The organism is Methylorubrum populi (assembly GCF_002355515.1).
GTDB classification, from domain to species: domain Bacteria; phylum Pseudomonadota; class Alphaproteobacteria; order Rhizobiales; family Beijerinckiaceae; genus Methylobacterium; species Methylobacterium populi_A.
The window spans coordinates 4797281-4819548 of record NZ_AP014809.1 but is presented as its reverse complement, the minus strand read 5'-3'; the positions used below and the strand labels follow the sequence as shown (position 1 = coordinate 4819548).

At 70.6% G+C, this 22268-nt stretch carries 22 protein-coding genes; 11 read left to right on the top strand and 11 right to left on the bottom strand.

Features of this window, described 5'->3' with window-relative positions; translation table 11 throughout:
• Window positions 1–11: 11 nt before the first annotated feature.
• Genes MPPM_RS22290 through MPPM_RS22280 form a run of 3 tightly spaced genes read right to left on the bottom strand, consistent with a single transcriptional unit; the run spans window position 12 to window position 2873 of the window.
• Window positions 12–341 carry a lipid-A-disaccharide synthase N-terminal domain-containing protein gene (locus MPPM_RS22290; RefSeq protein ID WP_096486922.1) on the bottom strand — a complete coding sequence of 110 codons (330 nt, stop codon included), beginning with the start codon at window positions 339–341 and terminating at the stop codon, window positions 12–14.
• 4 nt (window positions 342–345) lie between these two features.
• Window positions 346–1104, bottom strand: a complete 759-nt coding sequence (locus MPPM_RS22285; RefSeq protein WP_096486921.1) for a glycosyltransferase family 2 protein — start codon at window positions 1102–1104, stop codon at window positions 346–348.
• Window positions 1101–2873, bottom strand: a complete 1773-nt coding sequence (locus MPPM_RS22280; RefSeq protein WP_096486920.1) for an ArnT family glycosyltransferase — start codon at window positions 2871–2873, stop codon at window positions 1101–1103. The genes MPPM_RS22285 and MPPM_RS22280 overlap by 4 nt, the downstream gene beginning before the upstream one ends.
• Before the next feature lie 308 nt (window positions 2874–3181).
• Here MPPM_RS22280 and MPPM_RS22275 point away from each other — a divergent pair, with 308 nt between their 5' ends.
• From MPPM_RS22275 to MPPM_RS22260, 4 genes are all read left to right on the top strand, one after another.
• The gene (locus MPPM_RS22275) at window positions 3182–3376 is read left to right on the top strand and encodes a hypothetical protein (RefSeq protein WP_003599068.1); all 195 of its coding nucleotides are present in this window, start codon (window positions 3182–3184) and stop codon (window positions 3374–3376) included.
• 140 nt (window positions 3377–3516) lie between these two features.
• Window positions 3517–5154, top strand: coding sequence for an acyl-CoA synthetase (locus MPPM_RS22270; RefSeq protein WP_096486919.1), 1638 nt, complete (start codon window positions 3517–3519; stop codon window positions 5152–5154).
• Between the two features lie 43 nt (window positions 5155–5197).
• Entirely contained in the window at window positions 5198–5425 is a 228-nt protein-coding gene (locus MPPM_RS22265) for a hypothetical protein (RefSeq protein WP_096486918.1), read from the top strand.
• Window positions 5422–5634 (top strand): type II toxin-antitoxin system RelE/ParE family toxin, encoded by a 213-nt coding sequence (locus MPPM_RS22260; protein WP_244573381.1) that lies wholly within the window; start codon window positions 5422–5424, stop codon window positions 5632–5634. The genes MPPM_RS22265 and MPPM_RS22260 overlap by 4 nt, the downstream gene beginning before the upstream one ends.
• A 181-nt stretch (window positions 5635–5815) precedes the next feature.
• Here MPPM_RS22260 and MPPM_RS22255 read toward each other — a convergent pair whose 3' ends face one another.
• On the bottom strand, window positions 5816–6178 hold the full coding sequence (locus MPPM_RS22255) for a response regulator (RefSeq protein WP_096486916.1): 363 nt from the start codon (window positions 6176–6178) through the stop codon (window positions 5816–5818).
• A gap of 49 nt (window positions 6179–6227) precedes the next feature.
• On the bottom strand, window positions 6228–7589 hold the full coding sequence (locus MPPM_RS29300) for a hybrid sensor histidine kinase/response regulator (protein ID WP_432419827.1): 1362 nt from the start codon (window positions 7587–7589) through the stop codon (window positions 6228–6230).
• 195 nt (window positions 7590–7784) lie between these two features.
• Between MPPM_RS29300 and MPPM_RS22245 the strand changes: the two genes are divergently transcribed.
• Both MPPM_RS22245 and MPPM_RS22240 read left to right on the top strand, forming a co-directional pair.
• Window positions 7785–9272 carry an AMP-binding protein gene (locus tag MPPM_RS22245; protein WP_432419826.1) on the top strand — a complete coding sequence of 496 codons (1488 nt, stop codon included), beginning with the start codon at window positions 7785–7787 and terminating at the stop codon, window positions 9270–9272.
• A 259-nt stretch (window positions 9273–9531) separates the two neighbouring features.
• Complete coding sequence (locus MPPM_RS22240) at window positions 9532–9873, top strand: hypothetical protein (RefSeq protein WP_096486915.1); 342 nt, start codon at window positions 9532–9534, stop codon at window positions 9871–9873.
• Between the two features lie 71 nt (window positions 9874–9944).
• On the opposite strand, the gene MPPM_RS22235 is transcribed toward MPPM_RS22240, so the two are convergent.
• The 5 genes from MPPM_RS22235 to MPPM_RS22215 form a co-directional block, all read right to left on the bottom strand.
• Window positions 9945–10139, bottom strand: coding sequence for a hypothetical protein (locus MPPM_RS22235; protein ID WP_096487979.1), 195 nt, complete (start codon window positions 10137–10139; stop codon window positions 9945–9947).
• Between the two features lie 170 nt (window positions 10140–10309).
• Window positions 10310–10678 carry a DUF6481 family protein gene (locus MPPM_RS22230; protein ID WP_096486914.1) on the bottom strand — a complete coding sequence of 123 codons (369 nt, stop codon included), beginning with the start codon at window positions 10676–10678 and terminating at the stop codon, window positions 10310–10312.
• Between the two features lie 102 nt (window positions 10679–10780).
• Window positions 10781–10990 (bottom strand): cold-shock protein, encoded by a 210-nt coding sequence (locus MPPM_RS22225; RefSeq protein ID WP_096486913.1) that lies wholly within the window; start codon window positions 10988–10990, stop codon window positions 10781–10783.
• Between the two features lie 464 nt (window positions 10991–11454).
• Window positions 11455–15045 (bottom strand): transcription-repair coupling factor, encoded by a 3591-nt coding sequence (mfd, locus tag MPPM_RS22220; RefSeq protein ID WP_096486912.1) that lies wholly within the window; start codon window positions 15043–15045, stop codon window positions 11455–11457.
• A gap of 290 nt (window positions 15046–15335) precedes the next feature.
• A complete protein-coding gene (locus tag MPPM_RS22215) occupies window positions 15336–15632 on the bottom strand; it encodes an FAD assembly factor SdhE (protein WP_096486911.1) in 297 nt (98 codons plus the stop codon).
• A gap of 261 nt (window positions 15633–15893) precedes the next feature.
• On the opposite strand from MPPM_RS22215, the gene MPPM_RS22210 reads away from it, so the two are divergent.
• Both MPPM_RS22210 and MPPM_RS22205 read left to right on the top strand, forming a co-directional pair.
• Complete coding sequence (locus MPPM_RS22210; protein ID WP_096486910.1) at window positions 15894–17321, top strand: hypothetical protein; 1428 nt, start codon at window positions 15894–15896, stop codon at window positions 17319–17321.
• A gap of 102 nt (window positions 17322–17423) precedes the next feature.
• Window positions 17424–18308: a hypothetical protein gene (locus MPPM_RS22205; RefSeq protein WP_096486909.1), complete on the top strand. Its 885-nt coding sequence runs from the start codon at window positions 17424–17426 to the stop codon at window positions 18306–18308.
• 24 nt (window positions 18309–18332) lie between these two features.
• Here MPPM_RS22205 and MPPM_RS29060 read toward each other — a convergent pair whose 3' ends face one another.
• Window positions 18333–18680: a hypothetical protein gene (locus MPPM_RS29060; protein ID WP_244573379.1), complete on the bottom strand. Its 348-nt coding sequence runs from the start codon at window positions 18678–18680 to the stop codon at window positions 18333–18335.
• 157 nt (window positions 18681–18837) lie between these two features.
• Here MPPM_RS29060 and MPPM_RS28165 point away from each other — a divergent pair, with 157 nt between their 5' ends.
• The 3 genes from MPPM_RS28165 to MPPM_RS22185 all read left to right on the top strand — a co-directional run bounded on the left by MPPM_RS28165 (window position 18838) and on the right by MPPM_RS22185 (window position 22257).
• Window positions 18838–19482 carry a hypothetical protein gene (locus MPPM_RS28165; protein ID WP_162296278.1) on the top strand — a complete coding sequence of 215 codons (645 nt, stop codon included), beginning with the start codon at window positions 18838–18840 and terminating at the stop codon, window positions 19480–19482.
• Window positions 19483–19513: 31 nt separating this feature from the next.
• On the top strand, window positions 19514–21643 hold the full coding sequence (recG, locus tag MPPM_RS22190) for an ATP-dependent DNA helicase RecG (protein ID WP_096486907.1): 2130 nt from the start codon (window positions 19514–19516) through the stop codon (window positions 21641–21643).
• Between the two features lie 287 nt (window positions 21644–21930).
• A complete protein-coding gene (locus tag MPPM_RS22185) occupies window positions 21931–22257 on the top strand; it encodes a hypothetical protein (protein WP_096486906.1) in 327 nt (108 codons plus the stop codon).
• The last annotated feature ends 11 nt before the right edge of the window (window positions 22258–22268 follow it).

The window sequence follows — 22268 nt, the reverse complement described above, 5'->3', positions numbered from 1 at the left end:
TCGGGATCGTCTCAGGCCCTGCGGGCGCGCCGCTGCTCGCGGAAGATCAGGGCGAGGTTGCGCAGATAGATGAAGGTCGACAGTCCCTGGCCGATGATGATCACCGGCTCCCGGCGCACGAAGCCGTAGACCAGGGTCATCAGCCCGCCCGCGATCGACAGGAACCAGAACGAGAGCGGCATCACGCTCTTGCCCGCCCGCTCGCTGGCGATCCATTGCAGGATGAAGCGCGAGCCGAACACGAGCTGCGCGGCGATGCCGAACACCAGCCAGAAATCGAAGCGGGTGACGAAGACGTCGTAGAAATAGGCCGGGAGGTCCTCGGCGAGCTGGATCAGCATGGGGTCACCGGGTCTCGCTCTGCGGCACGTCTTCGGCCCGCGGGGCCGGGCGCCGCCGCCGGATCAGCCACCAGACTCCGGCCAGATCGAGGATGCCGACCCAGAGCCGGTCGAACATCCCGTAATTCGAGCGGCCGGTGAAGCGCGGCCGGTCGACCACGTCGCGGTGGACCACGCCGAACCCCTCGCGGGTGACGAGCGCCGGCATGAAGCGGTGGAGCGCGTCGAAATAGGGCAGCGCGAGATAGACCTCGCGGCGGAACACCTTGAGACCGCAGCCGGTGTCGCGGGTGGCATCCTTCAGGATCTTTCCGCGCACGCCGTTGGCGATGCGCGACTGGAACTGCTTCCAGGCGCCTTTCCGGCCAACCCTCTGGCCCTGCGCCAGGCCGACGCCCGCGCCGCCCTGTTCGAGGGCGGCGTAGAGGACGGGGATGAAGGACGGGTCGTTCTGGCCGTCGCCGTCGAGGGTCGCGATGACGGGGGCTCGGGCGCGCAGCACGCCGCTGCGTACCGCCCCGCTCTGGCCGCCGCTGCGGTCATGGCGCACCACCCGGAGCCAGGGGTGCTTTCGCCGCAATCCCTGAAGCGTGGCCAGGGTGTCGTCGGTCGAGCCGTCATCGACGTAGATGACCTCGAAGGGCGCGAGGCTCTGGCAGGCATGGCCGATCTCGGCCACCAGGGCCTCGATGTTGCCGGCCTCGTTCTTCACCGGCACCACCACGCTGAGGCGCGGCGGCTCGGTTTCGCTGATCATGCTCATGGTGTGGCGCCCGGCCGCGCGGCGTAGGCCGAGACCCCCACCGGCTTGCCGCCGTTGATGTTGAAGCCGGTGACCCGGCCGGCGGGGCTCAGCGGCTGCCCGCCTTGCGCGCCGGTGAATTCGGCGGCGAACCGGTCCTCGACCAGCACGAGGCGGCAGCCGCCCTCACGCAGGAAGGCGGCGGCCTCCGCGCCGGAATTCAGCATGGCCAGATCCGTGCCGATGGTGAAGACGAGGCTCGGCTCGCGAAGCCCCAGGCTCGCCACCCGCGCCTCCGCACAGGGCAGGGCGTCGCGGATCGCGGCGAGTCGCGGCGAGACCTTGAGGCTCTGCAGCACCGGCTGGGTCAGGCCGAACACGGCCCCCGACAGCACCACCGAGGCGGCGATTCCGAGGGTCAAAGCCCCCTCCCCGGCCCTCTGCCCTGCCCCTTGGGCGAAGGCGGCCCAGGCCGTGGCGGCGAGGGCGCAGGCGGCAAGCAGCAGCGGCAGGGCGGCGAGCGGCAGCACATGATCGAGCCGCCACGCGGCGAGGCTCAGGCCCAGCGTCAGCCCCACCGGGATCAGCACCACGAGGCCCGCCACCCAGCGCGCGCCCGGGCGGCGCGGATCGAGCGCGCCGCGGGACAAAGCCAGCACGGTCAGGATCGCCACCGCCGGCATCAGGGGCAGGACGTAGTGCGGCAGCTTGGTCGGCACCGCCTCGAAGATCAGCCACATCGGCACGATCCAGGCGAGCAGCAGCGCCACCGCCTCCTCGCCCCGCTGCCTCCAGGCGAAGGGAATGGCGAGGGTGGCGAAGGCCGCCCCCGGCCAGAAGGTGGCGAAGAAGGCGAGCGCGTAGGCGCCGGGCGGGCCCCAGTGCTTCTCGGCGCCGGAGCCGACCTTGCCGAGCATGTCGCGCCCCACCGCCTCGCCGAAGAAGGCGCCGCCGCTCTTCCAGGCGATCGCCAGGAACCAGGGCGCCACGATGGCGAGGGTGAGGACGAGGCCCAGGCGCGGGCGCAGGTCGAGGAGCCAGCGGGCCGAGCCCTCGCGCAGGCAGAGGACGAGGGCGGTGAGGCCGGCAAACAGCGGCACCATCGGCCCCTTCACGAGGATGCCGAGCGCCAGCCCGAGCCCGAAGACCAGGGCCGTCCCGAGCGAGGCCGGGCCCCGCCGCCGCTCCAGCCGGGCCCGCCCGAGCCAGGCGCGGGCGAGCGCCCCGAAGGCGGCGACCGAGCAGGCGGTGAGCAGTGCGTCGGTCTTGGCCAGCCGGGCTTCGGCCGAGAGCATGATGCAGGCGCCGAAGAGCGCCGCAGCGAGCAGCGCCCGGCGCCGGTCGAGCAGCGCGAGAGCGGCCCAGTAGGTCAGGAGGATCGCCGCCAGCGCGCCGACGAGCGAGGGGATCCGGTAGAGCCCGATCTGCGTGCGGGCCGCCGGCACCCCGAGCGCCTCGCCGGCCGCGACGGCGGCGGCCTGCGCCCAGTAGATCCCGACCGGCTTCTTGTGGCGCGCCTCCGCCTGGAAGCGGATATCGACGAGGTCGCCCGTCTCCAGCATCTGCTTGGAGGCCTGCGCGAAGCGCGGCTCGTCCCGGTCCATCGGCTGGAGCGAGGCGAAGCCCGGCAGGAAGCTCGCGAGCCCGAGACAGAGGAGCAGGAGGCAGGCCCGGACATGGCTCGCCGCGCCGAAGGACAGCGCTCGGTCCGCGAGGTTCAGCGCGCCGGCGAGCGGCCGGACAAGTTCCGTCCGCGGCGCGGCGGACGGGCCGACGCTGAGGCTCGTCATGGGCAGACGCTGCGGAAGGCGCTGTGACGGAGGCGGCCCGCTTTCGGCGCGGCCTGGCTCGGGCGGGAAGGTACGGGCATCGGCGGCTCGGGCGGGCGGATCGGTTCAGGCCGGTGGACGGCCCGCATCCGGCCGGGGCGCCGTGTCGGTGATCCCGCCCGGATTGTCAAATGCGGCCGGGCCCCGCCGCAGAGCCGCCCCGAAAGCCTTGCCGCAAGCCTCGTCGAACGCGGGGCCGCCCACGAAAAGCAACGCAACCATGCACCGGGTGGGTAGCCGGACCGGGAGGGCGACCCTATATCCCGCTCATGGCAAACAACAGCGCAAATCCCTACACCCTCGAAATCGAAGCCTGCGAGCGCCCCGCCGGGCACTTCACCTGGGCCATCCGCCGGAACGGCAAGCTCTTCCAGCGCGCCGACCGGGTGCAGACCACGGAAGAGGCAGCCGAGCGCAGCGGGCTCGCCGCCCTGGAGAAGCTCCTCAGCGGCCGGGAGCGTTGATCGACCGTTCCAGTCCTCTTCGCCCCAAATCTCTCGAACCTGACCGAACAAGGCTCCCGGGCGTATGCCCGTGGGGCCTTTTCTCTGTCGTCTCGTCTGCGGGGCTCCGCTAGTCTGCCGTCCGAACGGGAGGCGGGACCATGGCGCGCGCGACGATCTACGACCGGGATCTCGACCGGAACCCAGCGAACTTCCAGCCGCTCACGCCGCTGACCTATCTCGACCGCGCCGCCCGGACCTTCCCGGATCAGATTGCGGTGATCCACGGCCCGCTGCGCCGCTCCTATGCCGAACTCTACGCCCGCTGCCGCCGCCTCGCCGCGGCCCTGGCGGCACGGGGCATCGGGCGCGGTGACACCGTGGCGGTGCTCCTGGCCAACACGCCGGCGATGATCGAGTGCCACTACGGCGTGCCGATGACGGGGGCGGTGCTCAACACCCTCAACACCCGCCTCGACGCGGCAGCCTTGGGATTCTGCCTCGACCACGGCGAGGCCAAGGTGTTCATCGTCGACCGCGAGTTCGCGAAGATCGGCCGCGAGGCGCTCGACAAGGCGGGCGTCTCGCCCCTCGTCATCGACTACGACGACCCGGAATTTGTCGGGGATGGCACCGCCCTCGGCGAGACCGATTACGAAGATTTCCTCGTCGGCGGCGATCCCGACTACGACTGGGAAATGCCGGCGGACGAGTGGGACGCGATCTCGCTCAACTACACCTCCGGCACCACCGGCGATCCGAAGGGCGTGGTCTATCACCACCGCGGCGCGGCCCTGCTCTCGCTCGGCAACGTCATCACCGCCGGGCTGCCGCAGCACGCGGTCTATCTCTGGACCCTGCCGATGTTCCACTGCAACGGCTGGTGCTTCCCGTGGACGCTCTCGGTCGTCGCCGGCACCCATGTCTGCTTGCGGCAGGTGCGGGCGCCCGCGATGTACGCGGCGCTGGCCGAGCACGGCGTCACCCACCTGTCGGGGGCGCCGATCGTGATGTCGACGCTCCTGAACGCGCCCGAAGAGCAGAAGCGCCCCCTCCCCCACCGCGTCCACTTCCTCACCGCCGCCGCGCCGCCGCCGGAGGCGGTGCTGGCGGCCATGGGCGAAGCGGGCTTCGACGTCACCCATCTCTACGGGCTGACCGAGACCTACGGCCCTGCGGTGGTGAATGCGTGGCACGAGGAGTGGGACGCCCTCCCCTCCGACGAGCGGGCCCGGAAGAAGGCCCGCCAGGGCGTGCGCTACCCCGTGCTGGAAGGGCTCGACGTGCGCGATCCCGAGACGATGGAATCGCTGCCCGCCGACGGGACCAGCCTCGGCGAGGTGATGTTCCGCGGCAATGTGGTGATGCGCGGCTACCTCAAGAATCCGGCCTCGACGCAGGCCGCCTTCGAGGGCGGCTGGTTCCGCTCGGGCGATCTCGGGGTGAAGCACCCCGACGGCTACATCCAGCTGAAGGACCGCTCGAAGGACATCATCATCTCGGGCGGCGAGAACATCTCCTCGATCGAGGTCGAGGACGCCCTGTTCAAGCACCCCTCGGTCGCCGCCGCCGCGGTCGTCGCCAAGCCGGACGCGAAATGGGGCGAGACGCCCTGCGCCTTCGTCGAGCTGAAGGAGGGGCGGGAGGCGACCTCCGAGGAGCTGGTCGCGTGGTGCCGCGAACGGCTCGCCCCCTACAAGCTGCCGCGCCACGTGGTGTTCGGCGAATTGCCCAAGACCTCGACGGGCAAGGTGCAGAAGTTCGTGCTGCGGGAGAAGGCGCGGGAGCAAGACGCGTAACGGCCACTTCCTGCACATTCCTCGCCGCTCCAGAATAGGGTCCATGACGGATCTTCTCGAACGGGCGGTCGCCACCGCGCGGGGACTCTCCCCGGAGATGCAGGACGAGATCGCGCGTCTCGTGCTCGCCTATGCAGGTGAGGAGCAAGCGGTCATCCCGCTCACCCCCGAGGAGGAGGCCGATCTCTCGGAGTCGGATGCCGAAGAGGCGCGCAGCGACTTCGCAACGGAGGACCAGATGCGCGCCATATGGGCGAAGTATGCCCGGTGAGCGTTCGCTACACTCTCACCGCCGCCCGGCAGATTGAGGCAGCGCTCGATTTCCTCGCACACGAATCGCCCCAAGCGACCTCCAGACTTCAGGAGCGCATCCTGTCGGTCGTGGCGCTCCTGCAGGCTCACCCGCAGGCAGGGCGCCTGACGAGCAAGCGGGGCATCCGGCGGTTCCCGCTGAACCCGTTTCCCTATGTGATCGACTAGCGCAATGTGCCGGATATCGGATCCGGCACGATGCGCTAGGGATCTGTTTTTGCATCATCTTTTTCCGAAAGCCGCAAACCACCTTTCGGGATGATGCTCTGTCGCGCGGCGGACCAAGACATCGTCGTGCGCCGCTTCCGGCATACGGCCCGGCGTCCTCTGTCGTGATCGGCTCCTGACCTCACCCCACCCCCAATTGCTGCGCGGCGCTCATGATCGCGGTCATGCGGTAGGGCTTCATCACCAGCAGGCTCTCGCTCACCTGCCGGGGCTGCTCGGTGCTGTAGCCGGTCACGTAGATCACCGGCAGAGCCGGGTGGAGCAGGCGGGCGCGCTCGGCGAGGTCCCAGCCGTCGAGCTGGCCCGGCAGGCGGATGTCGGTGAACAGGAGATCGACCCGCTCGGCCCCCTGAAGCAGGCCGTAGGCCTCCTCCGCGGTGCCCGCGCTGAGCACGGCGAAGCCGGCATCCTCGAACTCCATGGTCACGGCGTTGAGCAGCATCTCCTCGTCCTCGACGACGAGCACCGTCCGCTTGTCCGTCATCCCTCCCCTCTCCCTCCCTCGTCTCGTGGCCCCTGCGATCCCCGCGCGCTCAGGGTGAGCAGAAGACGCCGAAAACCGCGAAGATATCCTTAGCCCCTCGTCTCGATCCGAACTTTGGCCAACGCCGTCCGCCGCCTCTCGGGACGAGGCCTAGCCCGCGACCGCCACCGGCGGCAGCAGCGGCGGCGCGAGGTCGGGGGCGACGACCGGGGACAGGCGCGTCGGCGCCGGGCGCTCCGCGGCCGGCGCCTGGGCCGGGAAGGACAGGCGCACGGTGGTGCCGCCCCGGTCGCCGCGCACGAAGGTGGCGTTGCCGCCCGATTGCTGGGCGAAGCCGAACACCTGGCTGAGCCCCAGGCCGGTCCCCTGGCCCAGAGGCTTCGTGGTGAAGAAGGGCTCGAAGGCCCGGGCCTCGACCTCCGGCGTCATCCCGGTTCCGGTATCCGAGACCTCGACGGCGAGCCCCTCCCCCCCCCGGCAGCGGACGGGTGGCAAGCGTCAGGGTCCCGCCCTCGGGCATCGCGTCGCGGGCATTGACCGCGAGGTTGAGGATCGCGTTCTCGAGCTGGTTGGGATCGATGTTTACCCGCGGCAGGTCCGGGGCGAGATCGGTCTCGAGCCGGATCCGCGAGCCGATCGTGCCGCGCAGGAACTCGGCGAAGGAGGCGATCTGCGCGTTGACGTCGGTGCTCACCGGCGAGAGCGGCTGGCGGCGGGCGAAGGCCAGCAGCTTGTGCGTCATCGTCGCCGCCCGCTCGGCGCCCTTCACCGCGTCGCGCAGACGCTTGCGCAGGGGGCTCTCCTCGGGCAGGCCGCGCTCGACCCGGTCGAGGTTGAGCAGCACCACGTTGAGCAGGTTGTTGAAGTCGTGGGCCACGCCCCCGGTGAGCTGCCCGATCGCCTCCATCTTCTGGCTCTGGCGCAGCGCCTCCTCGGCGCGCTGGCGCTCGGCATTGGCGGCCTCCAGGGCCGCGAGCGCCGCGTCGCGCTCAGCGATCCGGGCCTGAAGCGCCTCGTTGGCCTGCCGGAGCTGGGTGGGCGACGGCAGCGTCAGCGCCTTCGGCATCAGCACCCAGAGCGCCACCGCCGTGCCGATCGAGGCCAGCCCGGTGAGGAGCTTGACCGCCGCCTCCAGCCCGTAATCCGGCACCCAGAGCGTCCAGATCGCCATGAGGTGGGTCGCGCCGCAGGCGGTGATGAAGACCGCGAACGACCAGAACATCCAGCCGAACACCACGTCCCGGCGACGGGACACGAAATAGGCCAGTCCGACGGGAATCGAGAAGTAGGCGAAGGCGATCAGGCTGTCGGAGACGACGTGGGTCCAGATCAGCTCCGGGCGCCAGAGCAGACAAATGCCGTGGGGCGAGAGATTCTCGACCTCCCACAGCCGCCGCAGAAGTTCGAGCATCGCTTCGGCCCCGGCTCATCCGCGCGCGATCCTACAGACCGCGCGGCCACACGCTCAACAGGAATCGGGTGCTCCGGTGCGTGCGGCCTCCCCTGGCTCCGATTCTCTACGCGAGACAGCCGCGACCATCAAATTTTAAGCTTTGCTTAACTCTATTCGTTCATCAAACGGAGTGGTTTTCGAGGGCGGGCGCGAGTGTCGGCGCAACGGGCTATCACGCAAGCTGAGGCTTCGCCGCGAGCCTTGCAGGACGCTCTGCAAGGGGCGCTGCAACGGGCCTTGCAGGGAGCGCTGCACGGAGTCTTGCAGGAGGCTTCGACGGACGCGTCGCACCAAGCCGAGGCCCGCGACGCAATTCCCCCTGACGAGGTCCCTGAGACGATCGCGCCTGCGGCCGCCGCTCCCCAGCGGCGCGTCAGCCTCGGCAGTCTTCTGGCCGCCACGGCACGGCGCCACCCCGACCGGATCGCGGTGGTCGATCCGGCCGACAAGCCGGACTGGAGCGACCGGCCCGCCATCACCTGGACCTATGCCGCCGCCGCCGAGATCGTCGAGCGCCTCGCCCGCGGCCTGCGGAGCTGGCGCCTGCCTCCGGGAAGCCGCATCGGCCTGTGCCTGCCGGGCTCGGCCGAGAGCGCGCTGGCGATCCTCGCCGTCGAGGCCGCCGGCCACGTCGCCTGCCTGCTGCCGATCTCCTGGGACGAGGAGCATCTGCTCACCGCGGCGCAGGGCGCGGCGCTCAGCGCGGTGCTGACCCAGTCACGGGTCGGCTCCGCCGCACCCGCGCAGCGCCTCTGCAACGTCGCCGCGCGCTATTTCGGCCTGCGCTACCTCGGCGCCTTCGGCCCCGACGTGCCGGACGGGGTGATCAACCTCGACCGGTTCGTTCTCGACGGCCCCGCCGGGGAGCCGGCCGAACCGGCCCCTGCTTCCGCCGGCATCATCAGCTTCGTCGGCGGTGATCCCGAACGACCGATCTATCGCAGCGGCGAATCGATCGTGGCGGCCGCCGCCGCGCACCTCGTGGCGATGCGGGTCGCGCCGGCCGAGCGCATCCTCAGCCTGATCGGCCCGCACGACCTGCGCGGCCTCGCCACCGGACTCGCCGCCGCCCTCGTGGCGGGCGCGAGCCTGGAGACGATGCCCCTGTTCGACGGCGCCGCCTTCGCGGCGGCCCTGCGCCGGCCGGGACCGACCCACCTCGTCGCCCCGGCCTTCCTCGAAAAGAATCTCGCCGACCGCGACCTACCGGCGGATCTGCTCTCCGTCGCCCTGGTTCAGCGGGCGCCGACGCGCCTCCCCGGCCGCAGCCGCGCCGCGGGCCGGCCGCAGAGCCTGCGGCTCGACACGGTGATCGACACGGTCGTCTTCGACGAGACGGCGCTTCTCTCCGGCCGGCGCGGGACCGCGGGCGATATCTCGCTGGTGCTCGGCAAGCCGGAGCGCCTCTCTCTCCCCGCCTCGCTGATGGCGCTGCGGCACGAGCCGGATGGGCGCCTCGCCTTTCGCGGCCAAGCCTGCGCGGCGGCCACGCTGCAGCGCCAAACCCAGCCGGCGGCGCCGGAGGGAACGTGGCAGGAGACATCTTACGCGCCGGTGCTGTTCGCGGGTCTCGCCACCGCGATCGAAGCGGTGGAGAGGCCCGAACCCGCCGCCCTCCCGAAAAATTTTGCGCCTGCGTAATCCGCCCCGCGCGCCAGAGCGCCGGCGGCGCGCCCGCCCTCGTCGGCAGCGGAAAAAATTCAGCGATATGAGAGCCTAGCCAGGATCGCGGCGCGGCGGGCTCCGCCAGCTCACGGCCTGTGCAGCGCAGTTCATCGCAGCTTCATCCGGGCGATTCCAAGCTCGATTGATCTGCATGGCCGGCGAACCAATCGTGGCCGTGCGGGTTATCCGGGGTGCCTCTTCACACGGGGCGCGACATGGGGTAACGCTGAAGCTTATGGGTGCGCTGCAACAAGTGCTGGTCGTCGACGATGGCCGCCGGGCTATCGATCGCTCCCTCGCCGCCGACCTTGCCGGGCTCGGTTACGCGAGCGTCACCGCTTCGATCGAAGCGGCGGACGACGTTCTCGCCGTGATCGCCCGCCCTGCGGCGATCCTGCTTCAGCTCTCAAACAGCACGAACCCGCACACCGCCGCGCTCGCCGAGCGCCTGCGCGCGCAGATGCGGGCCGGAGGCATCCCGGTGATCGAGATGGACGACGCGGGGCCCCGTGCCGGTGCGCCGGTCGATTTGAAGAGCCGAATCGGCCCCTATGTGCTCAACGAGCCGGAGCTGTAGGGCCTTCCCATAACGGGACAATGACGGGCGGGCCGAAGGGTCCGCCTTTTTTGTTGGCGCGTTTGGGGCGATCACGCCGCCGCGACAATCTCGCTCTCGCGCACGGCGCGCTCCGCCGAACCCGAGCGGATGCGGTAGGAGGGTTCACCGGTCGGATCGTCGGGCATCAGGCGGACGATCTCGCTGATCGCGCCGAAACCCAGCCGCTCGTCGAGGGGGGTGGACTGCGCGCGGCGGACGCGCTGGCCGAGCTTGAACTTGTGCATCGTCATATCTCCGGACTTCGTGCCAGGGGCCGGCCCGCGCGGCGGATCGTCCGCTCCGCGGATCTGGATCATCGTTCCGAGAGGTGGAACCGGATTCCGGAACAAGAGGACGCGAACCAGGGATCTGGGCATCGTGCCGGATCCGAGATCCGGCACGATGCCCTCAGCCGTCAGCGGCGCAGCTTGATCTTGGCCTTGCGGGCGGCGTAGCGGGCGTCCCGCTCTTCCTTCTGCTTGGCCTGGGCGAGGCGAACGCGCTCGGCGGCGGCCTCGATCTCAGCGGCCTTGCGCGCCGCCTCGGCTTCACGCTCGGCGGCGGCGATGGCGGCCAGCCGCTCGGCTTCGAGGCGCCGCTGCAACGCGCGCTCCTGGGCCCGCTCCTCGCGGGCGGCGGCGATCGCGCGGCGCTCGGCCTGCCGTGCCTGCACGACCGGGTCGTCCTGGGCGGGGCGGGCGCGGAAGCGGGCGAGCATGGCCTCCCGGGCAGAGGCGGAATCCTGGCGACGGTCGTCGAAGGAATTTTGTTTGCTGAAGCTCACAGAGTGTCCTTGATCGTGCCGGGCTCAGGGCGGGCCGCGGCCAAAAATGCGCAAAGCCGCTCCGGGCCGGAGCGGCTTCGACCTGTCGGGTTCAGGTGCGGATCACGCGACTTGAAGCTGACCCGCCGACTGCTTGCCGGAGCGGCGGTCGGTTTCCATCTCGTAGGAGACCTTCTGACCCTCCGCGAGGCCGCGCAGGCCGGCGCGCTCGACGGCAGAGATGTGGACGAACACGTCCTTCGAGCCGTCTTCGGGCTGGATGAAGCCGAAGCCCTTCTGCTCGTTGAACCACTTTACGGTGCCAGTCGCCATCGAAACGTCCTCGTCTTCCGCAGGATGTAAGCAAAGAATCCCCGCGCCCTGCGGCACCGGGACCTGTCGTTCAACCGATTACGAAGGAAAATGAGAACCGCCCTGCGGAGGCGTCACGGCCCAGAAAATCCGGCCTCGCATCGATAAGATCTTATATGCGATTCGATGAGAGCTTTATCAAGGCACGATTTTATTTTTGTAGCGCAATAACGGCTGGCAGGTCATGCGAAATGATCTGCCCGCACGCGCGATTCCTCAACCCGTGGCGTGCTTTGCGGCGAGGTCGTCCCATCTCCCCCACGGACTTCACAGCCGTCATTCCGGGGGACTGATAAGCGAACCCGAAATCTACGATTGGGCTCGGCACGGCCGTGTTTCCCGCGCCACGGGTGGATCCCGGGCTTCGCTGCGCAGCCCCGGGATGACGGGTACCGGCAACGAAGCGACCGATCGGACGATCCGTGTCACGCCGCCTTCTTCGCCCGCTTGGCGATGGTCACGAGCCCGCGCATGATCTGCGTCGTCTCCTTGAGGCGCTTCGGGATGCCGTCGAGTTCGCGGATGAACACGACGCTCATATCGGGCCGCACCTTGGCGAAGGAGCCCTGCTCCACGACCATGGCGGCAAGCCCCTGCGGGTTGGCGAAGGACTTGTCGCGGAAGTGGACCACGACGCCCTTGGGACCCGCTTCGACCTTCTCGACATTCGCCTCGCGGCACAGGATCTTGATGGTCACGATCTTCAAAAGCTGCTCCACCTCCGGCGGCAGCGGCCCGAAGCGGTCGATCAGCTCGGCGCCGAAGCTCTCCATCTCGGCGTCGTTCTCCAGCGTCGAGAGGCGCCGGTAGAGGCCGAGCCGGACGGTGAGATCCTCGACATAGTCCTCCGGGATCGTGACGGGGGCGCCGAGGGCGATGGTCGGCGACCACGCCTCCTCCACCGGCTCCTCGATTCCGGCCTTGAGCGCGGTGACGGCGTCCTCCAGCATCTGCTGGTAGAGTTCGTAGCCCACTTCCTTGATGTGGCCGGACTGGGCGTCGCCCAGGAGGTTGCCGGCGCCGCGGATGTCGAGGTCGTGGGAGGCTAGCTGGAAGCCGGCGCCGAGCGTGTCGAGGCTTTGCAGCACCTTGAGCCGCTGCTCGGCCTGGGCGGTGAGTTGGCGGTTGGCCGGCGTGGTGAACAGGGCGTAGGCCCGCGCCTTGGAGCGGCCGACGCGGCCCCTGAGCTGGTAGAGCGCGGCCAGACCGAACATGTCGGCCCGGTGCACGATCAGCGTGTTGGCGGTCGGGATGTCGAGGCCGGATTCGACGATGGTCGTTGAGAGCAGCACGTCGTACTTGCCCTCGTAGAAGGCCGTCATGACGTCCTCGAGCTGGCCCGCCGCCATCTGGCCGTGGGCGACCGCGACGGTGACTTCAGGCATCTCTTGGTCGAGGAAGCGTTTGACTTCAGCGAGGTCTTCGATCCGGGGGACCACGTAGAAAGCCTGCCCGCCGCGGTAGCGCTCGCGCAGCAGCGCCTCGCGGATCAGCAGCGGATCGAACGGCGTCACGAAGGTGCGCACCGCCAGCCGGTCCACCGGCGGCGTGGCGATGATCGAGAGTTCGCGCACCCCCGTCATGGCGAGCTGCAGCGTGCGCGGGATCGGGGTCGCCGAGAGCGTCAGCACGTGGACGTCGGCCTGGAGCGCCTTCAGCCGCTCCTTGTGGGCCACACCGAAATGCTGCTCCTCGTCGACGATGATGAGGCCGAGATCCTTGAACGCGACGTTTTTCGCCAGCAGCGCGTGGGTGCCGACCACGATATCGACCTTGCCCTCGGCGAGCCCCGCCCGTGTCTGGCGCTGATCGCCGGCGGAGACGAAGCGCGAGAGCTGGGCGACGTTGATCGGCAGGCCTTTGAAGCGCTCGGCAAACGTCCGGTAGTGTTGGCGGGCGAGCAAGGTGGTGGGCACCACCACCGCCACCTGCTTGCCGGAGATCGCCGCGGCGAAGGCGGCGCGCAGCGCCACCTCGGTCTTGCCGAAGCCGACATCGCCGCAGACGAGGCGGTCCATCGGCCGCCCGGCATTGAGGTCGTCGAGCACGGCGTCGATGGCGTTGGCCTGATCCTCGGTCTCCTGGAAGGCGAAGCGCGCGGCGAATTCTTCGTAGAGCCCCTCCGGAGCTTTCAGGCTCGGGGCGGGCTTCACGAAGCGCGCGGCGGCGACCTTGATGAGTTCGCCCGCCATCTCGAGGATGCGGCGCTTCATCTTGGCCTTGCGGGCCTGCCACGCCCCGCCGCCGAGGCGGTCGAGCGCGACCTCCGAATCCTCCGAGCCGTAGCGGGTCAGAAGCTCGATATTCTCCACCGGCAGCAGCAGCAGGCCGCCGGCATATTGCAGCTCCAGGCAGTCGTGCGGAGCGCCGGCCGCGGTGACCGTCTTGAGGCCGACGAAGCGGCCGATGCCGTGGTCGGCATGGACCACGAGATCGCCGGGCTGGAGCGCCTGGACCTCGAGGATGATGTCCTGCGGGCGCTTGGATTTGCGCTTCTGGCGCACCAGCCGGTCGCCGAGGATGTCGCCCTCGGCCACCACCGCGAGCTTGTCGAGGGTGAAGCCGGATTCCAGGCCCCAGACGGCGACCGCCACGTCGGTGCCGCGCTTGAGCGCGTTCACGGCGGCGAAGGTGTTGATCTCGATCGGTTTTTTAAGGCCGTGATCGGTCAGCACGCCGCAGAGCCGGTCGCGCGAGCCGTCGGACCAGGATCCCAGGATCACGTGATGACCGGAGGCCTGCAGGTCGCGGATATGCGCCACCGCGGCGTCGAACACGCTGGCCGCTTCGTCCGCCCGCTCGGGCGCGAAGTTGCGGCCCGCCCTCGCGCCGCAATCGATGACGGCGCGCTCATCCGAATCCGGCTGGGCGAAGGGGGTGAGCCGGGCGACCGTGCCGGCCTCGACCTTCCCCTTCCACTCGTTCGGCGTGAGGTAGAGCGCCCGCGGCGGCAGCGGCTTGTAGGGCGCCACGCCCGATTGCGGATTCTTCAGCGCCGCCTCGCGGGCCTGGAAGTAATCCTGGATCAGGGAGAGCCGCTCGGATGCCGCCTCCTCGACCTGCGGGTCGAAGACCATCGGCACGTCGCCGAGATAGTCGAACAGGGTGTCGAGGCCGTCGTAGAACAGCGGCATCCAGTGCTCGAGGCCGGCATAGCGGCGGCCCTCGCTCACGGTCTCGTAGAGCCGGTCGTCGCGGGTCGCCGCGCCGAAGCTCGACAGGTAGCCCTGGCGGAAGCGCCGGATCGTCTCGGTGGTGAGCTGCACCTCGCTCATCGGCACGAGATCGAGGGAGCGGAGCGACCCCACCGTGCGCTGCGTCTCGGGATCGAAGGCACGGATCGATTCGAGAGTGTCGCCGAAGAAGTCGAGGCGGATCGGGTTCGGCAGGCCGGGCGGCGAGAGATCCAGAATGCCGCCGCGCACGGCGTACTCGCCGGTATCCCGCACCGTTCCCGTGCGCAGGAAGCCGTTGGCCTCGACCCAGGCGACCACCTTGTCCATCGGCACCACGTTGCCGATCGCCGCCGAGAAGGTCTCGACCGCGACCCGGGCGCGGGGCGGCACCCGCTGCACCAGGGCGTTCACCGTGGTGCAGAGGATGCGCGGCTTCTCCTCCGACGAGCGCGAGCGGGTGAGGCGCGAGAGCGCGGTCATGCGCTGCGCCGCGATCGCGGCGTTGGGGGAGACGCGGTCGTAGGGCTGGCAGTCCCAGGCCGGGAAACTCATCGCCTCGATCTCGGGGGCGACGAATTTCAGCGCGTTCTGGAAGGCGTTGGAGCGCCCCGAATCGCGGGCGACGTGGACCAGCACCGCCGGCCCCTCGAAGGTGCCCGACAGGGCGCGGGCGAGGTCGGCCGCCACCAGCGCGTCGAAGCCGTCGGGCACGGAGGCCAGCGTTGGGCTGTCGCCGCGGCGGATCGCGTCGAGCGCCTTGGTCAGCGGCGCCGATTTCGGCAGGGCGAAGCGGGCGGTCTGCGGCTTCGGCGCGGGCGGCTTGGGTTGGGGCTTGGCCATCGGTCTTTTGGCAATCGGGCGGTGAAGAACCCTTCCCCCTCTGCGGGGGGAGGTTGGCCCTCGCGTCAGCGAGGGTCGGGAGAGGGGAACGCCGTTTCCGGAGGTGGCTGGTCGAGCGCGGCCAAGCGGGACCGTCGCTCCCCTCTCCCGACTGCTCCGCGGGCACCCTCCCCCCACTCAAGTCAGGCTTGCCTGACTTGAGCAAGCCTGCCGATCTCGGGCAAGCCCGAGATCGGAGGGGAAGGGTTATGACTTGCGCGTAACAGGAAGCCGTCCGCGGCGGCAAACGTTCAGTTATGGATCGGCGCGTCGTGCCGATGGAACGCCTTGAGCCGGCGGTAGACGGGCGTGTCGTAGTTCTCCGGGGTCGGATCCTCGCCGGTGAGCCAGCGGAACAGGTCGCGGTCGGGCACCTCGATCAGCGCCTCGAACTGCGTCAATTCCTCCTCCGAGAGTGCACCGATCTCGGCATCGGCGAAGCGGCCCATGATGAGATCCATCTCGCGGATGCCGCGGTGCCACGCGCGGAACAGCGTGCGGCGGCGGCGCGGGTCGAGGTCGGCGCTGGTTCGGGTGGTACCGGACATGGGACACCGAAGACTGTTTCGGATGCGGCGGGCTCGCGCGGCAAACCTCGCGACGGGCCGGAGGGTCAGCCCAGGATCGCACGCACGATACCCGCGTGTCGCGCCGCTTCCGATCCGACTCAAGCGAATTCTCGCATCGGCGGATCGGCGACACCGGATCGCTCCCCGCCGCGAGCGAGCGCCGCCGCGCTCCGACAGGTTGTCGTAAGGTCGAAGCGGCAGCCTGTCTCCGCCCTCCACGAAATCAGGAAAGTGGGACGGATGAGCAGCGGCCCCTCGAATCTCGGCTCCATCGCTCCGAGCCCCACCTTCGCGGCGGGGCCGACCGGCGGATCGCCTACGATCGACCTGCCGGAGATCAGCGTCGGCCCCAAGCCGGACCTCGGCGGTGCGCTGCCGGGCGACGGCAGCTACGGCGATCCGATCGCGGATTTCCACCAGATCAACGGGCAGTTCGCCGAAAGCCAGCGCGCCTTCTCGGAGCGGATGGACGCGCAATCGGCGCAGTTCAACAACCAGCTCCAGGCCCAGGGCGAGGCACGCTCCGCCCAGTTGCAGGCGCAGTTCGAGTCCAACATGGCGGGCATGGACGCCCAGCGCGCGGCGATGTCCGCCGCGCCGCCGGTGACGGGCCCGATCCTGCCGCCGAATTTCTCCGAGACCGCGCAGGTGCCGCCGCCGCAGGATCGTCCCGCGGCGCCGCCGGCCGCGCCCGGCGTCGGCGCCGATCCGGGCATCGGGCCGATCGGACTCGCCGCCGAAGCAGCGCAAACGGCGGGAGAAGCGGGCGTCGGATACCGCGCGGCCATGTACGGGGAGGTCGGCGCCTTCGGGCGGACGGCGCAGATCGGGCCCGAGCAGCAGTTCGGCCGGCTGGCGGCCAATTCGACCCTGGCCAACCCGCAATTCCGCGGCTACGGCATCGATCAATTCGCCAGGAGCAATCCCTGGCCGATGCAGACCATGGTCAGCACGCAGGCGACCTACGATTACGCCCGCCAGCAGGCGGCGCTGAACAACATCCCGCCCGGCGACGTCCGCTTCGAGGTGCGCGATCCCGGGATCGCCAACCGCATCTACGACGTCCAGACCGGGCAGCAGGCGCCCTACACGGAGATCAAGGCCGGCAAGTCGATCGACGGGCGCCAGCTCGGCATCGACATCCGTGCCGCGCAGAACGGCGCGCAGATCGATTACCGCTTCACCGGCAACCCGCTGACCGGCAATCACGGTCCCGATCCGGCGGTAGCGAACCGCCTCGCCGCCGCCAACGCGGCGACCGGCGGCAACTTGACCTCGGGCATCGCCGACATCGCGCCGACCGCCCGTCAGGTGCAGGCCGTGGAGACGGCGGCGAGGGTGAGTCAGGCGGCCCGCGGCTTCGGCCGTGTCGCTGCCCCGGTGGGGCTCGCCGCGGACGCCTACGCGATCGGATCGGGCATTCAGGCCGATGGCGGCCGGTTCGGCCGGAACGCCGCGGTGGCGACCGCGGGTGCCGCCGGCGGCTGGGGCGGGGCGGCCGCGGGCGCGGCGGGCGGCGTCAAGTTCGGCACGCTGGCCGGCACCATGCTCGGCGGGCCGGTCGGGGCGGCCGTGGGTGCGGTGGCCGGCGGCCTGATCGGGGCGGTCGGCGGCGGCTTCCTGGGCGGCTGGGGGGCGGAGGAGGCGGCGCGGGCGGCCACGCAGTGAGCCGGCGTCCCGCCCCCTCTCCGCTCCATCCGCGATGCCGGGCTTGCGGGCGCCCGGCGGCCCGGCGACGATGGCAGGCCCGCCCGATCAGGAACCTTCGCCTTGTCTCTCCTGAGCCAGATCGTGAGCGCCTTCGCCCCCGGAGCGCGGGCTCCCGACGCGCCGACCTACCGATCGCTCCTGCGCGAGAGCGCGGCCTATTCCGGCCGTCTCGACGGCTATGCGCCCTACGCCGCCGACCACGAGCCGCCCGACCTGACCGCGACCGCGGAACGGGCAGGCCTCGTCGCCGGGCGCATCGTCGCCGTCGCGGCGGAGCGGGCCGCGGAGGCGGAGGCGTGGCTCCGCCGGGCAGGGCTCGCCGTCTCGCCTGACCCGGACAGCTGGGATGCGGTCGGCCGTCATCTCGCGGAGCGCGTCGAGGGTAGCCGCGAGCCGGGCTCGGACCGGTACTCGCCCGCCCTGCCCCGGCGCGGCCCCGGCCCGGCGCCGACCCAGATCGGCGGCGAGAGCACGACGCAGCTCCGGCCGCTCTGGCGCTCGCTCGCCCTGGATCTCGGATTGCTGCTCGGCCGCGACATGATCGCGGCCCGCCCCGGCGCGGGCTGGATGGCGGAGAACGCGTTGCGCGCGCGGGATTCGAGCGTGAGCGGCGAGCCGGTCGTGGCGACCGCGGACGGCCTCGTCCTCGGCGCCCCTGTCCACGAAGTCCGGCGCTTCCTCCACGCCGCGCTGCTCGCCCGGCTCGGCCTGCGCGAGGCCGCCCCGCCGCTCGGCGACGCGCTCCGTCGCCTCGCCGCCGCGGAGGATCCCGAGAACCGTCCCGACCCGGCGGCGGATCTCGTCTCGGCCCTGCGCGCCTTCGTCTCGGAGCACGGCACCCTGCCGCCGGAGCGCGACCTGCCCGCAATCGCCGCGGAATACGGCCTCGACGCGCTGCCTTCGCTCCCGCCCGACCTCGACGCGCTCCGCCGCCCCGCCCCGTGAGACGGGTCGGCCGGAGGAACGCTCTCAGCGGAGTGCCGGCCCCGGCGCCCGCGCCTGCGGCGAGACGTCGTCCGGATCGTGGGCGAAGGGCATCGTTGCCCCCTCTCGGGCGGAAGCCCAGCCCCCGCTCGGCGCGTGAGGCGTCGTAGACCCAGCCGGTACGTGCCGGTAGCCTCCGGCCGCGCCACCATGCCCACCGCATCCTCCTTCGGCGCCCGCGCATCCCAGCAGGTCGGACGTGCCGGTCGCGTTCACATCGATGAAACGCTGCGCCGGATACCGGGCGATGTCCGGCTTGTGCAGGGCGCCGGCATGGATCACCGCCTCGAAGACCTGCGCGATCAGCCCGGCCTCGGCGACGGCGCCGACCACCCCGTCTCAGGCCCCGGCATCACGTCGAGCCCGGTGACGGCATCTTCCATCCCGACGGTCATGTCCGCGCGGCCGCCCTGCAACGGCGCGACGATCCTGCACGGACGGCCTTCGACGTCGCCGCGATCGCCTACTGCCTCAATGATTGGGCGCCCCCGTGCGTGAGGCGGCGCGGAACTGCGCGGCGCGCGTCTTTCCGCGGACCGGCGCGGATGTCCTCGCCGAGGCCCTGCCCTTCCTTCTCGAGCGAATGCATGAATGGCAGCGCTGGCAGGAGGACGGAGCGGGCAACCGGGCGATCCTTGACGATCTCATGACGCGGCCGGAGGTGTGCGAGCGGCTCGTCGAGCGCTTGAGCACAGCCCGAGGCGGGCGAATGGGACACCTGCTCCGACGCGCCTGTCGGTGGCCCGGCCTCGACCCTTTCCTCCCCGATCTGGCCCGCCGCGCCTTCCTGCCTTCCGTCCGGGCCTACGCCCTGCGCTTCCTGATCGAGGAGCGGGCGACATGGCCCGAAGGATACCGGCGGGAATGGGTCGACAAGTCCTATGGCTTGGCTCGCCGCGTTCGCGTAATCGGGGAGCGCCGGTTCGTTCGGAGCTCGGACGTGGAGACCCTGGTCGTGCAGGGCGCGCAGGACCGTTCCGCCATCGTGCGGCGGGTGGCGGGCGATGCCCTGGTCCGGCATCGTTCCGGGCTCGACGACGCGATGCTCGCCCTGGTCCGACAACTGGCCGACGACAAGAGCCCGTCCGTGCGTGAGCGGGCCACCTTCATCCTGAAGGAGCGCGCCGCCCGGTGACGGGCACCCCGCTCCTCCAACCCACCTTCCGATGACCGACGACGCCCCCGGCCTTCGCCCCAGCATCCTCGACCCGCTCTTCGCCCCGGCCCGCGGCCTGCCCGGCGTCGGGCCGAAGATCGCGCCGCTGATCGAGAAGCTGCTCGGCTCCGAGGAGCGGCCGGCCCGGGTCGCCGACCTGCTGTTCCACCTGCCCCAGAGTGGCGTCGCCCGGCCGCTCTGCGGCTCGATCCGCGATGCGCCGACGGGCGAGCCCGTCACGCTGGGCGTCACCGTGGTGGCCCACCGGCCGCCGATGCTCGGCAAGCGCGCCTTCCGGGTGCTGGTGGAGGACGGGACCGGCGATATCAGCCTCGTCTTCTTCGGCATGCCGCGGGGGCGCATCGAGAAGATGCTTCCGGTGGGCAGCCACCGCTACGTCTCGGGGCGGATCGACCTGTGGGACGGCACCCGGCAGATGGTGCATCCCTCGCGCATCCTCGACGAGGCGGGGCTCGCCAGCCTGCCCGCGGTCGAGCCGATCTACGGCGCGACCGAGGGGCTGACCTCGCGGGTCATCAGCAGGATCGTCCACGGCGCCCTCGACCGGCTCCCCGTCCTGCCCGAGTGGCAGGATCCGTCATACCTCGCCCGCAACCGCTTCCCAGCCTTCGCCGAGGCCCTGCGCATCGAGCACCGGCCGGAGGAGGCGCCCCCTCCCCCGGTCGAGGGCCAGGCGCCCCCCGCCAGTCCCGCGCGCAAGCGCCTCGCCTACGACGAGTTGCTCGCCTCGCAGCTCGCGCTCGCCCTGGTGCGCGCCCGCCAGCGGCGGAAGGCCGGCCGGGTCAATGCCGGCGACGGGCATCTGAAAGAGCGCGTCGAGGCCGCCCTGCCCTTCGCGCTGACCGGAGCCCAGGCGCGGGCGGTCGAGGAAATCCGCGCCGACATGGCCTCCGAGCGGCGGATGCTGCGCCTGCTCCAGGGCGATGTCGGCTCCGGCAAGACTGCGGTGGCGCTGCTCGCCATGGCTTCCGCCGTGGAAGCCGGGCGGCAGGCCGCGCTGATGGCGCCGACCGAGATCCTGGCGCGCCAGCACTACGAGCGGCTGGTGCCGCTGGCCGGTGCCATGCGCCTGCGCCTGCTCACCGGCCGGGACAAGGCCGCCGAGCGCCGGGCGACGCTGGCGGATCTCGCCGCGGGCGAGATCGACATCGTGGTCGGCACCCACGCCCTGTTTCAGGAAGCGGTAGCCTTCCGCGACCTCGGCCTCGCGGTGGTGGACGAGCAGCACCGCTTCGGCGTGCACCAGCGCCTCGCGCTCGGCGCCAAGGGCGAGGCGGTCGACATCCTCGTGATGACCGCGACCCCGATCCCGCGCACGCTCGCGCTCACCTTCTTCGGCGACATGGACGTCTCGGTGCTCGACGAGAAGCCCGCAGGGCGCCAGCCGATCAAGACCATCACCGTGCCGGTGGAGCGCATCGACGAGGTGGTGGCGGGGCTGCACCGGGCGCTGCAGGCCGGCGACCGGGTCTACTGGATCTGCCCGCTGGTGGCGGAATCGGAATATGTCGATCTCGCCGCCGCCGCCGAGCGGTTCGAGGATCTTCAGAAGCATTTCGGCGACGCGGTCGGCCTGATCCACGGCAAGATGCCGGGGCCGGAGAAGGATGCGGCGATGGAGGCCTTCGCCGCCGGCCGCACCCGCGTGCTCGTCTCGACCACGGTGGTGGAAGTTGGCGTCGACGTGCCCGAGGCCACCATCATGGTGATCGAGCATGCCGAGCGCTTCGGATTGGCCCAGCTCCACCAGCTCCGCGGCCGGGTCGGGCGCGGCTCGAAGGCTTCCTCCTGCCTGCTGCTCTACCGTGGCCCCTTGGGCCAAGTCGCCAAGGCGCGGCTGGAGATGATGCGCTCGAGCGAGGACGGGTTTCGCATCGCCGAGGAGGATCTGCGCCTGCGCGGCGAGGGCGAGGTGCTCGGCACCCGGCAATCCGGCATGGCCGCCTTCCGCCTCGCCCGGCTGGAGAGCGACGGCGACCTCTTGGAGGCCGCCCGCGACGATGCGCGGCTGATCGTCGAGCGCGACCCGCGGCTCTCGGGCGAGCGCGGCCGGGCGCTGCGGGTGCTGCTCTACCTGTTCGAGCGCGAGGCGGCGATCCGGCTGATCGGAGCGGGCTGACCGAGCGATTCCGTTCAGATTTCCGTTCAGGCTCGCGGACGTCTGAACGGTCCGTTCAGGAACCTTGCGGCCGGACAAAACGGCGAGCGCCTGCGGCAACGCTGCGCGCCATCGCAGCGATTTATCAATAAAATCAGTGATTTATTGTCTCATTCTCGCGCTTCTGCCGAGGATCAGTGCAGGCAGAAAAAGCGAAATTACCTTGTATCTGCCCAAATTGCCGCTTAACTGGAGATGAACAAACGGCCTCGTAGACCGGGGTGCCACTGGAAAAAAGGAGGATCGCGATGTCGATCGCACCGTTCCAACGCCTGCCGGGTTCCTCCGAGAATTGGGGAGCCGATGCGCTCTCCGTCGAACCCTGGCTCATGCCGATCTCGGATCGCGAGACGCGCGACGAGACCACGACGGACGCGCTCGTCAGCGCCGTGCGGCAATCCTCGCGCCGGCTCTGGATCGCGGCCAATGCTCTCTGCGCCGGGCTCGCCCTGCTGCTGACCGCCCAGATCGCAACCGATTGGTCCTCGCCGGTTGCCCGCCCCGTGACCGGACATCAGGTCGCCGACGCGACCCCGCCGACGCTGCCGGTCGAGAAAGCCTCGCTGCGCCACTGAGGCGGCGACGC